The organism is Paenibacillus sp. 23TSA30-6, from assembly GCF_014858585.1.
GTDB lineage: Bacteria > Bacillota > Bacilli > Paenibacillales > Paenibacillaceae > Paenibacillus.
The window spans coordinates 75,048-88,540 of the sequence record NZ_SLTL01000019.1 but is presented as its reverse complement, the minus strand read 5'-3'; the positions used below and the strand labels follow the sequence as shown (position 1 = coordinate 88,540).

General features: G+C 46.4%; 13 protein-coding genes and 1 riboswitch. Of the genes, 10 read left to right on the top strand and 3 right to left on the bottom strand.

Annotation, left to right across the window (positions count from 1 at the left end; genetic code table 11):
- Positions 1-8: 8 nt before the first annotated feature.
- The 3 genes from E0698_RS17555 to E0698_RS17545 all read right to left on the bottom strand — a co-directional run bounded on the left by E0698_RS17555 (position 9) and on the right by E0698_RS17545 (position 3,181).
- Entirely contained in the window at positions 9-1,514 is a 1,506-nt protein-coding gene (locus tag E0698_RS17555; RefSeq protein WP_192512381.1) for a stalk domain-containing protein, read from the bottom strand.
- 168 nt (positions 1,515-1,682) lie between these two features.
- On the bottom strand, positions 1,683-2,318 hold the full coding sequence (locus E0698_RS17550; RefSeq protein WP_192512380.1) for a cyclodeaminase/cyclohydrolase family protein: 636 nt from the start codon (positions 2,316-2,318) through the stop codon (positions 1,683-1,685).
- Positions 2,315-3,181, bottom strand: a complete 867-nt coding sequence (locus tag E0698_RS17545; protein WP_192512379.1) for a bifunctional 5,10-methylenetetrahydrofolate dehydrogenase/5,10-methenyltetrahydrofolate cyclohydrolase — start codon at positions 3,179-3,181, stop codon at positions 2,315-2,317. The genes E0698_RS17550 and E0698_RS17545 overlap by 4 nt, the downstream gene beginning before the upstream one ends.
- 113 nt (positions 3,182-3,294) lie before the next feature.
- A riboswitch (ZMP/ZTP riboswitch) is annotated at positions 3,295-3,379 on the bottom strand.
- A gap of 219 nt (positions 3,380-3,598) precedes the next feature.
- Between E0698_RS17545 and E0698_RS17540 the strand changes: the two genes are divergently transcribed.
- The 10 genes from E0698_RS17540 to E0698_RS17495 all read left to right on the top strand — a co-directional run bounded on the left by E0698_RS17540 (position 3,599) and on the right by E0698_RS17495 (position 13,307).
- Positions 3,599-4,654 (top strand): fatty acid desaturase, encoded by a 1,056-nt coding sequence (locus E0698_RS17540; protein ID WP_192512378.1) that lies wholly within the window; start codon positions 3,599-3,601, stop codon positions 4,652-4,654.
- A 72-nt stretch (positions 4,655-4,726) separates the two neighbouring features.
- Positions 4,727-5,860 (top strand): sensor histidine kinase, encoded by a 1,134-nt coding sequence (locus tag E0698_RS17535; RefSeq protein WP_192512377.1) that lies wholly within the window; start codon positions 4,727-4,729, stop codon positions 5,858-5,860.
- Entirely contained in the window at positions 5,857-6,456 is a 600-nt protein-coding gene (locus E0698_RS17530; RefSeq protein WP_025683815.1) for a response regulator transcription factor, read from the top strand. The genes E0698_RS17535 and E0698_RS17530 overlap by 4 nt, the downstream gene beginning before the upstream one ends.
- Positions 6,457-6,637: 181 nt before the next feature.
- On the top strand, positions 6,638-7,261 hold the full coding sequence (locus E0698_RS17525) for a deoxynucleoside kinase (protein ID WP_149095950.1): 624 nt from the start codon (positions 6,638-6,640) through the stop codon (positions 7,259-7,261).
- Entirely contained in the window at positions 7,258-7,899 is a 642-nt protein-coding gene (locus tag E0698_RS17520; RefSeq protein WP_134911064.1) for a deoxynucleoside kinase, read from the top strand. The genes E0698_RS17525 and E0698_RS17520 overlap by 4 nt, the downstream gene beginning before the upstream one ends.
- A 202-nt stretch (positions 7,900-8,101) precedes the next feature.
- Positions 8,102-9,103: a Gfo/Idh/MocA family protein gene (locus tag E0698_RS17515; RefSeq protein WP_337916338.1), complete on the top strand. Its 1,002-nt coding sequence runs from the start codon at positions 8,102-8,104 to the stop codon at positions 9,101-9,103.
- 328 nt (positions 9,104-9,431) lie between these two features.
- Entirely contained in the window at positions 9,432-10,457 is a 1,026-nt protein-coding gene (locus E0698_RS17510; RefSeq protein ID WP_192512375.1) for a methionine ABC transporter ATP-binding protein, read from the top strand.
- Positions 10,447-11,109 (top strand): methionine ABC transporter permease, encoded by a 663-nt coding sequence (locus E0698_RS17505; protein WP_149095947.1) that lies wholly within the window; start codon positions 10,447-10,449, stop codon positions 11,107-11,109. Before E0698_RS17510 ends, E0698_RS17505 begins: the two co-directional genes overlap by 11 nt.
- Positions 11,110-11,153: 44 nt before the next feature.
- Positions 11,154-12,041 (top strand): MetQ/NlpA family ABC transporter substrate-binding protein, encoded by an 888-nt coding sequence (locus tag E0698_RS17500; protein WP_192512374.1) that lies wholly within the window; start codon positions 11,154-11,156, stop codon positions 12,039-12,041.
- Positions 12,042-12,098: 57 nt separating this feature from the next.
- The gene (locus tag E0698_RS17495) at positions 12,099-13,307 is read left to right on the top strand and encodes a M20 family metallopeptidase (protein WP_192512373.1); all 1,209 of its coding nucleotides are present in this window, start codon (positions 12,099-12,101) and stop codon (positions 13,305-13,307) included.
- The last annotated feature ends 186 nt before the right edge of the window (positions 13,308-13,493 follow it).

Genomic DNA, 13,493 nt, shown 5'->3' with positions numbered 1-13,493 from the left:
TTTTTGATTTACGATTTCGTCGTAATGACGATAGTATCTTCTTTTTGAATCCAATCTACTTTGGCCCCTAGCGTCTCGCTGATCAGCCGGAGCGGAAGATAGCCAATGCCGTTTACAGTGAAGGGAGGATTTGTGAGTTTCACAACGTTACCGTTCATCGTTGTCTGCCCGTTTTTAAGATTAATTTGCAGAGAGACGGGATTGGCTCCTGTCTTAGACTGATTAATTTCCGCTATTTTACTGTTAAAATCATAAGTGACCTCGGCCCCCAGCTTGTCAAAAACAGAACGAAGGGGAATAAACGCCTGCCCGTTGCGGGTAATGACACCGTTACTTAGGGGGACAGGTGTATCATTGAGACGGACGAGAATCGGCTTTTGTACCGGAACCGGCGTACTGTAGAGAAATTCATAATCCCCTATGCCAAGCTGCGCATGTTTGTTGACCCCCCAGCCCCATAGGGTGCCGTCTGTTTTTTGCATGATCACATGCCGTAATCCGGCCTGGATGCTTTGAATATTTTTGGCGAGTAATTTAAAAGGGACAGTGGACGATAACTTCTCACCTTCCAAGGACGCTTCATATACATTCCCGCCTGTCGTCAGTGCAAGGATAGAGCGTTCAACGATAAAGACGTCTTTGACATCCTTTATACCTGTTAACAATACAGGGTTATTTTCGTTGTGATAGGTTGTACTATCCGAGTAACCTGTGACCGTTTCACCCCAGAACCATAACCGTCCTTGTCGATCAATCGCGAGATTGGAACTCCCAATGGTCTTAATTGTTTTGATGTCCGATAAGGCTTGAATCTGCGATGCAGATAAAGCTTCGGATGGGGTAGCATTTTTTTCAAATACCTTGGGCCATGTCCATACAGTACCGTCTTTCTTTAAGGCTATGTTTTTGGAGATAGCAGTAATATCCTTTAATGATGGAACAGGCTCAAAGCCCTGCAAGGACCTTGTATTTTTCCATACACTTCCATCCTTTTTCAAGAAGATCCAGCGTTCCTCATATTGCGGTCTTTCTTCATAGTAACTATCCAATTCTGTAACATTTTCGATGCCGGATAAGGTTTGAAAAGGAGCAAAGTTGCCACCATTTTCGATTCGATCAGCGGATAATACGGTTCCTTCGGCGTTTAGGGCGAGCACATGATCATTCATAATACGCACGTTTATGATGTTTTGTAGTCCTTCCAGCGGAATGAATTTCACGGATTCAGAAATGTTGTTTCTTGGCACATACCAGGCGGAATGATCTTGTAAGGTAAATATCAGATCGCCTTCCTGGATTATATTCGAAAATGTTCTTACAACGTTTGGCTTATCCTCTACACGAGTCGGTACGGATTGATTATAGCCCCATAACCACAAGCTCCCATCGGATTGAATCAGACTCCCGGAATCATAGGAGCGAATACGGGACGTCAACTCATCTTCGGCCGCCCATGCACTGGAACTGAACAATAACAACGCGATCATACTGATTAACAGAGTACGTCTTTTCATGTGTTTTTCCTCATTTCTTCATCAATGTATATAAGGTGAAAATAATGCCTTGGGGAATATCTCCTTATCAATAGACGAAGAATATATAGAAAAGTTTTCCAAAACACATCTATTCGAATAAAATAACCTCCAGAAACCCACGCTTAGAGTGGATTTGGAGGTTGTTTTTTAGCCTGTTATTCGGCTGCGCACGATCAATAAGGTTTGAGCTTTGATTTGTCCAATTTCATGGATGAGTGCAGCCGTTTTCGCTTCATAGGCGTGTTTGGCATCCAAATCTTTCAGTGAAGCAAGGTTAATTTCAACGGTGAGCAGGGCGGATTGGGCGGCAGCCTCGAACAGGATCGCGCCTATGCCGAGATCAGAAATGACATTTTTGTTGGACAGTTCCACAATACTGTAGGCACGCTGCATTCCGTCCCGGCATACTTCCAGCAAACGCATCGGCACCTCAATGGCGGCGATCACCGCGGTCTGTAGGGAATGGGTGCGATAGCGTTTTTCTTCGTCTGTTTCTTTGGGTAAGCGCAATGCGGTCATGTATTGTTCAAAGGATTGAATATCTGCGGTCATCAGTTCCTCACAGCGCGCAGACAGATTTTCCATGCTATGAATCACTTCAGTGATTTGACCATGAACATGCGCGTATTTTTCTCCTTGGGAAAGGTTGGCGGTCATGGAGGTCATAGCCACGCCCAGTGCCGCTGCCAGTGCGGATACACTTCCTCCGCCGGGGGTAGGCGCTGCGCTTCCAGCTTCTTTCAGAAAATGTCGAATGGAATCATTCCACGACAGTTCACTCATGAATAAACCACCTCTCGGGAGTATTGTTGCAGATCAATCGCTTTGAGCAGATTTTTGTACAAGATGGCAGTCGTTAATGTGCCGACACCGCCGGGAACCGGAGAAATCGCATGTACCTTTTCCCCAACGTCCGAAGCGGCATCCCCCACTATTTTTCCCCCCAGCGTCTCGTTAATTCCTGCATCCACCAGAATCAGGCCGGGATGGACCATATCCTGCGTAATCACATCAGGGCAACCGACTGCCACGAAAGCAATGTCCGCATGACTCAAATGCTCTGCAATATCACGGGTGCCTGCATGACAGGCGGTAACGGTGGCATTTTCTCTTTGCAGCATGTGAAAAAGGGGGAGTCCCACCGTCTGTCCTATGCCGACAAGGGTGACATTTTTGCCTGCCAACGTGTGACCGTAATGCTTGAGCAGCTCAATACAGGCTTGAGGCGTAGCGGGATACAATCCGCTTTCACCTGTAACGGTAGCCAGCTTGTTGCCTGGGGTAATTCCATCAATATCCTTGTACGGGGCGATGGATTGTTTAATGACGGAGGCGGATAGATGCTGGGGAAGAGGCAATTCCAGCATAATACCATGTATATGGGAGGCTTCATTCAGGCTGCCAATCAGGTGAAGGAGTTCGGCTTCGCTTACATGGCGGTCAAAGGTATGAAGATGAAAGGAGATGCCCAGCTTCTCCGCTATTTTCTGCTTGGTCCGGGCGTAGTAGGCAGAGGCAGGATCGCCTTCTACCAACAGTGTTGCCAAATGAGGGCGATGCCCTTGCTGTTTCATTTGTTCTACCTTGGTACGGATCGTTGCATACACTTGCTCAGCTGCTTCTTTGGATTTCATAATGATAGCCATAGTTCGAACCTCCTCTAAATTTATCGCATGATGGAATCAACAGGGTGTTATAGTCTTGTAAAACGAAAAAAAGTATTTGCACAAGGTCGTCACGACAGACGAATCCTCTGCAAATACTTCTCCCAGGCGAACGGCACGCTTTCATTGTATGCTCCCTCGTGGTTGATTCCACTGACTTCGCCAGTCACATACAGCGTTATATATCTTATATTTTAGCAAATAATCTTCCGAAAAGAAAGCCGTGAACATTTGGCAAAGAGGTCATGTTATTTGTCTATATGACAAATGTCATATTCCCGAAATGACGTTTATGACTACAGCGAACACAGGTATCCCCTTATACTGAGGTTAGATCAACATGTACGCCTGACGAGATCAAGATACGGGCGTCATTTTAAAGGAGGATCAACATTAAGTATGACACAACTCCCATTAGCCCAATTGAAAAAAAACATGGCTCCCTATGAGAAAATAAACATGAAATCCAGCGTTCTGCAACTCATTAATACCCTGGGTCCACTGATCCTGCTATGGTATGCCGCTTATCTTAGTCTGTCGGTATCGTATTGGCTGACTCTTCCGATTACTATTATTACTTCCGGATTTGTTATACGAGCATTTATCATTTTTCATGATTGCGGTCATCAATCGTTCTTCAAAAGTCGCAAACTGAATGACATTGTGGGCACGATTACAGGTATTATAACACTTTGCCCGTATGAACAATGGAAAAATAGCCACGCGATTCACCATGCAACCAGCAGTAATCTGGACAAACGGGGCACAGGTGATATGTGGGTGCTTACGGTGGAAGAGTATGTAGAAGCTTCCGCATGGACACGACTGGCTTATCGTGTATACCGAAGTCCAGGGGGTATGTTCGGACTCGGTCCGATCTACACTTTTTTGATTTCCTATCGCTTTAACACAAAGAAGGCAAAACGCAAGGAAAAAATGAACACCTATTTGACGAATGTATCCCTCGTCGTTTTGTACGCTCTGTTGTGCTGGGCCATCGGATGGCAGAATTTTGTTTTGATACAGGCACCTATTTTTTTTGTATCAGGTGTGCTGGGAATCTGGTTGTTCTATGTACAGCATCAGTTTGAGGATTCGTATTTTGAGCATGATGAAGAGTGGAGCTATATTAACGCAGCCGTAGAAGGCAGCTCTTATTATAAGCTTCCTAAGGTGTTGCAATGGATTACAGGTAATATCGGCTTCCATCACGTTCATCATTTGAGTCCGAAAGTACCGAATTACAATTTGGAGAAGGCGCATGATGCCACCCCGCAGCTTCAAAAAGCGACGACTATCACGGTGAGCACAAGTCTGCAATCTCTGAAGTTCCGGCTTTGGGATGAAAGCACGAAAACCTTTTTGACCTTTAAACAAGTGAAGCCGTTGCTCAGCAAACGTGCTGCCGTTACGAAACCCGTCCCTACACCTGTTATGAGCACGGAAAGAAAATAGCTTTGTACGAAACACGGTATGATAAGATAAGGGATATAAGCTGAATTAGTGAAATGATAAAGGGTGGGCAGGATGCAAAAATGGTATCAGATTTTTCAAAGAAATACGGGACTTAACCCTTATGTATGGGTTGTCTTTTATATCCTGCCCTTCTATTATTTTAGCTCCTCATCTACAGGCCATATTGTGCTGGGTACCGCCATTATTTTAGTGTTTTTTGCTTGTTATGTACTGGCTTTTGTCTCTCAAGGCTGGCTGATCTACTTCTGGACCAGTGTACAGATTGCGATATCCATAACCATGACGCTGTTATTCAGCTATATGTATTTCTCGATATTTATCGCTTTTCTGATTGGTAATATCAAAAACAAGGCCGCATTCACTACACTGTATATTGTTCTGATGGTCTGTACCATTGGATTGATCAATTACGGCTTCGTAGCTCAAGATCCTGTTTTTATTAAGCAGCTTCCTTTTATTCTGCTGAATCTGCTTGGTGTAATCTTGATTCCGATAACCACTTTTAACCGAAATAAAAGTGATCGGCTTCAAGTGCAATTGGAGGATGCCAATAAGAAAATATCGGAATTGATTAAGCTGGAGGAGCGGCAAAGAATTGCGCGCGACCTGCATGATACTCTCGGTCAAAAGCTGTCACTCATCGGACTGAAAAGTGATTTGGCTGGCAAGCTGATGGATCAGTACCCGGAGCGGGCTCACGCTGAAATTAACGATGTTCGTCTTACGGCGAGAAGTGCGTTAAAAGAAGTGCGGGAAATGGTCACTCAGATGCGAGGTATGCGATTAGAGGATGAATTACTGCGTATTCGGCAGATTTTAAAGGCTGCTCACATTGAATTCACCTTGGAGGGCGACCCAAAGCTGGAGCATACGTCTTTGATGAACGAGAATGTGCTTAGTATGTGCATGAAAGAGGCGGTGACCAATGTAGTGAAGCACAGTGGCGCTACAGCCTGCTCCATTACCATTGAGCCGTCTCGTAAGGAGCTGACCCTTCGGATTCAGGACAATGGAGTCGGCGTTACGGGAGAAAGTGCAGCCTTTCGGGGGAATGGTCTGCAAGGGATGAAGGAACGGCTCGAATTTGTAAACGGGTGTATGGAACTGCGTTCAGATCAGGGAACGGCCCTGATCATAAAAGTGCCGAATATCACTGAAAAGCCAAATGAGGAGGTGGGGCCATGATTCGAATCGTCATTGCGGAAGACCAGCGTATGCTGCTGGGTGCTTTGGCCTCCCTGCTGGACTTGGAAGAGGACATGAAAGTAGTCGGAAAAGCAAGCAACGGGGAAGAGGCTTTAGAGCTGGTCAAGCTGCATCAGCCGGATATATGCATCATGGATATCGAAATGCCAATCAAGAGCGGATTGGATGCGGCTGAGGAACTTAAGGGCTTGAATTGCAAGGTGCTGATTCTGACCACGTTTGCCCGTCCCGGATATTTTGAACGGGCCATCAAGGCAGGCACGCACGGTTATCTGCTCAAGGACAGTCCCAGTGAAGAACTGGCTTCTTCGATTCGAAGTATTATGGCAGGCCGTCGCATTTATGCTCCAGAGCTGGTCGATGATGCTTATGCCGAAGTTAACCCGCTGACCGAGCGTGAGAAGACCGTCTTGGCGCTCATTGCTGACGGGAAGAACACCAAAGAGATTGCCGGTGAGCTGTACCTGACGACAGGGACGGTGCGCAATTACATTTCAGTCATTCTGGATAAGCTGGGTGTCAGCAATCGAATTGAGGCGATTACGCGTTTTAATGAAAAAGGCTGGTTTAAATAAGCGTAAGGCAGAAATGTTCAAGGAGAAACAGGGTAGCTATGAAGGAAGACATAGCTCCCCTGTTTTGTTGTTTTATCGGAGGATACATAAGAGAAAGTATATGCCTTTAGCCTACTTCCTTGTGATACAATAGGATAGCTATCCATGGGATGGACCGAAGTACAAGGAGGAACGGAACTACATGAAACAAGCCCCATTTATAGCTGTTGAAGGGCCGATCGGAGCAGGGAAAACGACGTTGGCTTCCATGCTTTCAACGGAGCTGCATATGCCGATTATTAAAGAGATTGTCGAGGAGAACCCGTTTCTCGATAAATTTTATCAAAATATAGATGAGTGGAGCTTCCAACTGGAAATGTTCTTTCTCTGCAATCGGTACAAGCAACTGGAGGATACCGGCCTGCAATATATCGAGAAGGCACAGCCTGTTATTTCCGACTATCATATTTATAAAAACCTCATTTTTGCTGAGCGGACCCTAAAGGGTGTGAAACTTGAAAAATATCGCCAAATCTATCATCTGCTCACCGACGATATGCCTAAGCCGGACGTGATCATATACATTAAAGCCGATCTGGATACGTTGCTGGGCAGAATTCGCAAACGGGCGCGCTCCTTTGAACAGGAGATGGACCCGGCCTATCTGGAGCAACTTATTATCGATTATGATAAAGGCATGCAATTTCTCGCCAAACAGGCTCCTTTTCCCAAGATATTGACCGTTAACGGGAATGAGATTGATTTTGTAGAAAACCGAGCACAATTTGAACTGATTGTTTCCGATGTAAAGGAGCTTATACAATGAATAATTACAACATCCCCGCGAATGCCCTGATTACGGTAGCGGGTACGGTAGGTGTGGGTAAATCCACGCTGACGGGGGCTCTGGCTGAACGCCTTGGCTTTAAAACCTCCCTGGAGAAGGTAGATCATAATCCATATCTGGAGAAGTTTTATCATGATTTCGAAAGATGGAGCTTTCATCTGCAAATTTATTTTCTGGCCGAGCGCTTCAAGGAGCAAAAAAACATCTTCTTGTCCGGTGGAGGCTTTGTGCAAGACCGTTCGATTTATGAGGACACAGGAATTTTTGCGAAAATGCATGCCGATCAGGGGACGATGAACCCTACGGATTATGAAACGTATACCAGTCTGTTTGAGGCGATGGTGATGACGCCATTTTTCCCGCACCCGGATGTACTGGTCTATCTGGAAGGCAGCTTGCCATCCATACTGAGTCGGATCGAGGAGCGCGGTCGTGAAATGGAGATCCAGACAGAGCGATCTTATTGGGAGCAAATGTATCGCAGGTATTCCAATTGGATCAATGAGTTCGATGCCTGTCCTGTGCTGCGTCTGAACATTGATGAATATGACGTGCATGACCCAGCTTCCATGGATGCCATTTTGGTAGAGGTAGGCAAGGTGATTTCTAAAAAATAGAGGTATAAAACCCAATAAACATACAAGGACTGTGGTACAATCAGAATGAATTTGGCTGATGACCGCAGTCTTTTTTTGTCGAATAGATTATCTCCAAGGACGAAGTATGCTCAACTGTATAGTGGACAAGCTTAGGCTAGAATGCGAGAATGGATACATATTTTAAATGTAAATTACTCACGGGGAAGGATGGGATACTGTGATACGTTTTGGTATTGTTGGAACCAACTGGATAACGGAGAGGTTTATTCAAGCTGCGGTAGAGACGGACGAATTTGCCCTGACGGCGGTATACTCACGAACAGAGGATAAAGGCAAAGCTTTTGCTGCCAAGAACAACAGCCATCCGGAGGTATTTACAGACTTGGCGCAAATGGCTGCAAGTGATCAGGTGGATGCCGTATACATTGCCAGTCCCAACTCCTTGCATGCGGAGCAGGCGATTGTGTGTATGAATCACGGAAAGCACGTACTGTGTGAGAAGCCGTTTGCCTCCAATGCAACGGAGGTGCAGAGCATGATTGAGGCTGCGCGCATCAATGATGTTTTGCTAATGGAGGCCATTAAATCTACGCTTATGCCAAACTTTAAAATTGTTAAAGACCATATGTATAAAATAGGCCGTGTTAGGCGTTATTTTGCAAGTTATTGTCAATATTCATCACGTTTTGATGCTTTTAAGCAAGGAAAAGTGTTGAATGCCTTTAATCCGGCTTTTTCGAATGGCTCATTGATGGACCTTGGGGTTTATTGCCTGTATCCTATGGTGGCATTGTTCGGCAAACCGGAGGAAGTTCGCGCGGTTGGTGTGCTCCTGTCCTCTGGTGTAGATGGGGAAGGCAGCATCGCTATGCGATATCCGGATATGGATGCCGTCGTGATGCATTCCAAAATTACCGATTCATATTTACCTGCCGAAATTCAGGGTGAAAATGGAACGATGGTGATTGATAAAATTAGCCAACCGTATGAGGTGAAAATTCATTATCGGGACGGCACAATTGAGGATTTGACGAAAGCACAGACGCGCGAACCGATGTATTATGAAATTCAGGAGTTTATTGATCTGATTAAAAGCGGAGAACGCAATAGCTCCATTAACTCACTGGAATGTTCACTCGCAGTCGCCGAAGTGATGGAGGATGCAAGACAGCAGATCGGCCTTCGCTTTGAAGCGGATTTGAAAGATACGACTGCACGTTAGTTGGTTAGTGATTTAACGATACTCTTAAACAGTGAACAGGGCTGCCGGTTTTGCAAACTTTGCAAACATCCGGTCGGCCTTATTTGGTTTTGTATGCCCAAAAGTGTAAGCGGCTGTGATCACAGGAGGATGAAGGATGTATTCATTTTTATTGACAGATTCTCCTTCTTGTCTTAAGGTGTTAACCATACGGTATATAGTTAAATAATCCCACCTCCGGTATAAACGGAGCCAAGGGAGCTTTTTTTAGGCTATAATTCCGATTATTTCAACCGGATTACTAAAAAAGTGGGAACGCAGAGGTGCAAATGTAAGGAGGTAAGCAGGTTTGATTAAGTTTGAACAGGTCAGCAAAATATTTTCTTTGCCCAATCGAAAGGTAAGTGCTTTGGAAAACGTTACGTTATCCGTTGGAAAAGGAGAGATTTTCGGCGTCATTGGCTTCAGTGGAGCAGGTAAAAGCACGTTGTTACGGCTTGTGAATTTGCTGGAGCGTCCCTCAGAGGGGCGAATTGTCGTGAATGATCAGGATATTACCCGGATACGCCCCAAGGAGCTAAGGGATTTAAGAAGGCGGATCGGGATGGTGTTCCAGACTTTTAATTTATTCAATTCGCGTACCGTGTATGGGAATTTGGCTTATCCACTAAAGCTGGCTAAACTGCCAAAGGTGCAGATTGATTCTCGTGTTAAGGAACTATTGCAATTTGTAGGGCTGGAGGATAAGGCAGATTCGTATCCAGAGCAGCTATCTGGCGGTCAAAAGCAACGGGTTGGCATTGCCAGAGCGCTGGCAAATTCGCCGGATATTCTGATATGTGATGAAGCGACCTCGGCGCTCGACCCAGAGACGACAGAAGATATATTAAAGCTGCTGAAAAAAGTCAATGAGGAGTATCAGATTACGATCTTACTCATTACCCATGAAATGAACGTGATCCGTAGTATCTGTGACCGTGTCGCGGTGATGGAGAATGGCAGGGTGATAGAACAGGGCAATGTGTTCGATGTATTCGCCAATCCACAGACGAAAACGACGAGAAATTTTATTCGCTCAGTGCTGAATGATCAGCTTTCACCCAAGCTGCTGAGGAAGATTCGGGAGCACCACGCCGGACGACTGTACAGACTTATTTTTCGGGATGGGGCGACAAGTGAACCCGTGCTATCGAGGGCTACACGCAAATACAATCTGGATTACAACATCGTATACGGCAGCATTAATGAGCTACAGGGAGCACTGTTCGGCAGCCTCATTGTGGAGTTGATCGGGGCCGAAGACGAGGTTGATAAGGTCGTGGAAGAACTGCGAACGACGGTGGAAGTCAGGGAGGTCGTCGATCATGAGAGTTAATTGGGATACATTTTGGCTGAAGGTGGTGGAGGCTACAGGAGAAACGCTTCTGATGGTTGTCGTCACGCTGGTTTTCGCCAGTATTTTGGGGCTTGCCATTGGTTTGTTATTGTATGTGACACGCAAAGGGAGCCTGTTTGAAAACAAATTTGTATTTATGCTTTTGAATTTGCTGATTAATATCATCCGGCCGATTCCGTTTATTATTTTCTTGGTCGCGATTAGCCCGTTTACGCGCTTAGTCATGGGGACCACCATTGGAACCTCGGCGGCTATTTTCCCCATGACCATTGTAGCGGCCTTTGCTGTAGCGAGGATTGTGGAAAATAATCTGGTTTCCATCGATCCGGGGATGATTGAAGCAGCCAAGGCGTTGGGGGCGACTCCTTATCAGATCATCACGGGTGTGCTGATTCGGGAAGCGTTGGGACCTTTAATTCTCGGGCTGACGTTTATTACAGTGGCATTGATTGACTTCTCTGCCATGGCGGGCACCGTGGGCGGGGGAGGTCTGGGGAATCTGGCGATGACCTATGGTTATCAACGGTTCGATACCTCGGTAATGATTGTCACGATTGTTTTGCTGATCATTTTTGTACAGGTTGCCCAGTATGCGGGGAACTACCTGTCACGTAAATTTTTACGACGCTGATTTGAAAACATGTATCATACATAACGATTAAAGGGGAAATGGATATGAAAAAAATAATTCGCTTGGGTTTGCTCGCTATCCTTAGTGTATCTCTTCTTTCTGCGTGCTCGGCTAACGGTGCAGGCTCAGGTGCAAATGACAAGGTGCATGTTAAAATCGGGGTTTCCGGGTCGGAAGACACATATTGGGATGTGTTTAAGAAGAAAGCAGAGGCTAAAAATATTGAAATCGAGCTAATCAGCTTTTCGGATTACACGTTGCCCAACAAGGCGCTTGCCAATAAAGAGGTGGATTTGAACTCCTTTCAGCACTTGGCTTTCCTCAGTCAGTTCAACGTGGAAAATGATCTGAACATTGTTCCCATTGGTGCAACGGTCATTGCTCCGATGGCGCTGTACTCCGAAAAATTCAAAAATGTATCGGAACTTCCTGACGGCTCCAAAATTGCTATACCGGATGATCCCTCCAATCAGGGACGTGCTTTGAAACTGCTCCAGTCTGCCGGGCTGATTGAATTGAAGAAGGGTGCAGGCTTGTATCCAACCACGGATGAGATTGAAGGCAATCCGAAAAAGCTGGAGATCGTTCCTGTCGTCGCCCAACAGACGCCGCGTGTGTTGTCTGATGTAGCAGCTTCGGCTGTGAATAGCGGTGTCGCTACAGATGCCGGGCTCAAGCTGGACGCGTCCATTTACAAGGATGATGCAAGTAGCGAGGAAGCGAAGCCTTATGTTAACGTATTTGCCGCCCGTGCAGAGGATAAGGACAATGCAACCTACCAAACGATTGTGGATTTGTACCATGATCCGGAGGTCGCGGAAGCTGTAAAACAGGATTCCAAAGGAGCCAACGTAGTGGTAGACCAGTCTGCCGAGGAGCTACAGGCTACATTGGATAAGCTGGTGGCGGATGTCAAAGCGCAAAAGAAGTAAGGGCGTTTGAAAAGTAGGATTGAAAGCATATTATTCTAAAAAAGAGGAGAGATTGCGATGAGTGCAACGAATACGGTGGATACACACAAGCAGCGGATTATAGAACAAATCGAGGGTTCCCGGACGCTCTATACGGAGACAAGTCGGTTTATTCATGCTAACCCTGAAATCGGCAATCAGGAATTTCAAGCTTCCAAGGTACTGACGGATATTTTGCAGCAGGCGGGTTTTGAGATAACTCGTAACGTAGCGGGTCACGAAACGGGATTTGTTGCTCGTAAGGCTTCGACCCGACAAGGTCCTAAAATCGGATACCTGGCGGAATATGATGCGTTGCCTGGCCTGGGCCATGCTTGCGGTCATAACATTATCGGGACGGCGAGTACGGCTGCCGCCATCGCTTTGGCGCAGGTGATTGACGAGACGGGAGGCGAGGTGTATGTATTCGGCACTCCGGCAGAGGAAGGTGGGCCTAATGGCAGTGCGAAGGGAAGCTTTGTAAAGCATGGGCTGTTCGAAGGGATTGACGCTGCGCTGATGGTTCATCCGTCTGGTGTAACCCGGCTGACTTCGCCAAGCCTGGCGGTTGACCCGCTGGACTTTCATTTTTACGGCAAAGCGGCTCATGCAGCCGGATCACCGGAGGAGGGGATTAATGCGCTGGATGCGGTTCTTCAATTGTTCAGCGGCATCAATGCCTTGCGTCAGCAGCTTCCCACCGATGTACGGATTCACGGCATTATTACGCATGGGGGAGACGCGCCCAATATTATCCCGGATTACGCATCGGCGCGCTTTTTCATTCGGGCAAGCACTTGGCAGCGCACGGAGGAGATTTCCACGAAGGTTCGCAATATCGCAGAAGCTGCTGCATTGGCAACAGGGGCTACTGTGAAGATTGAACGTTTTCAAAATGAAGTGCGTGATTTCATTCTAAACGATACGCTGGATGAAGTTGTAGGCCGGGAGCTGGAAGCGCTAGGGGAACAATTGGATCGTGGACCCCGTGGCGGAATCGGCTCGACGGATGCGGGTAATGTGAGCCATGTCATTCCGACTGCGCATGCCTACATTAAAATCGGACCGGATGATCTGATCGCACATACGGTGGAATTTCGGGAAGCGGCTGGCTCTGCCAAGGGAGAGGAAGCCTTAGTGACTGGCGCGAAGGCGTTAGCCTTATCGGGGTTGCAGCTCCTGGTAGATGAAGCGCTGCTGGCCGCGGTAAAAGAAGATTTTAAACGTACGCATTCAGCGGCACAATAAGCATCATCGATGATGTTAAGCAGAGCGATCTATATGAATAGTATAAAAGGATATCCTACAGTCTTGTTGGCTGCTTGGATATCCTTTTTCATTTTTTTATGGGACGTCTGCTGCTGTGCTTGTAATACTTACGCCCTGTTCGGAAGGTGGTAAAACGTACATAATGCTATTGACAGGTTCAACGTT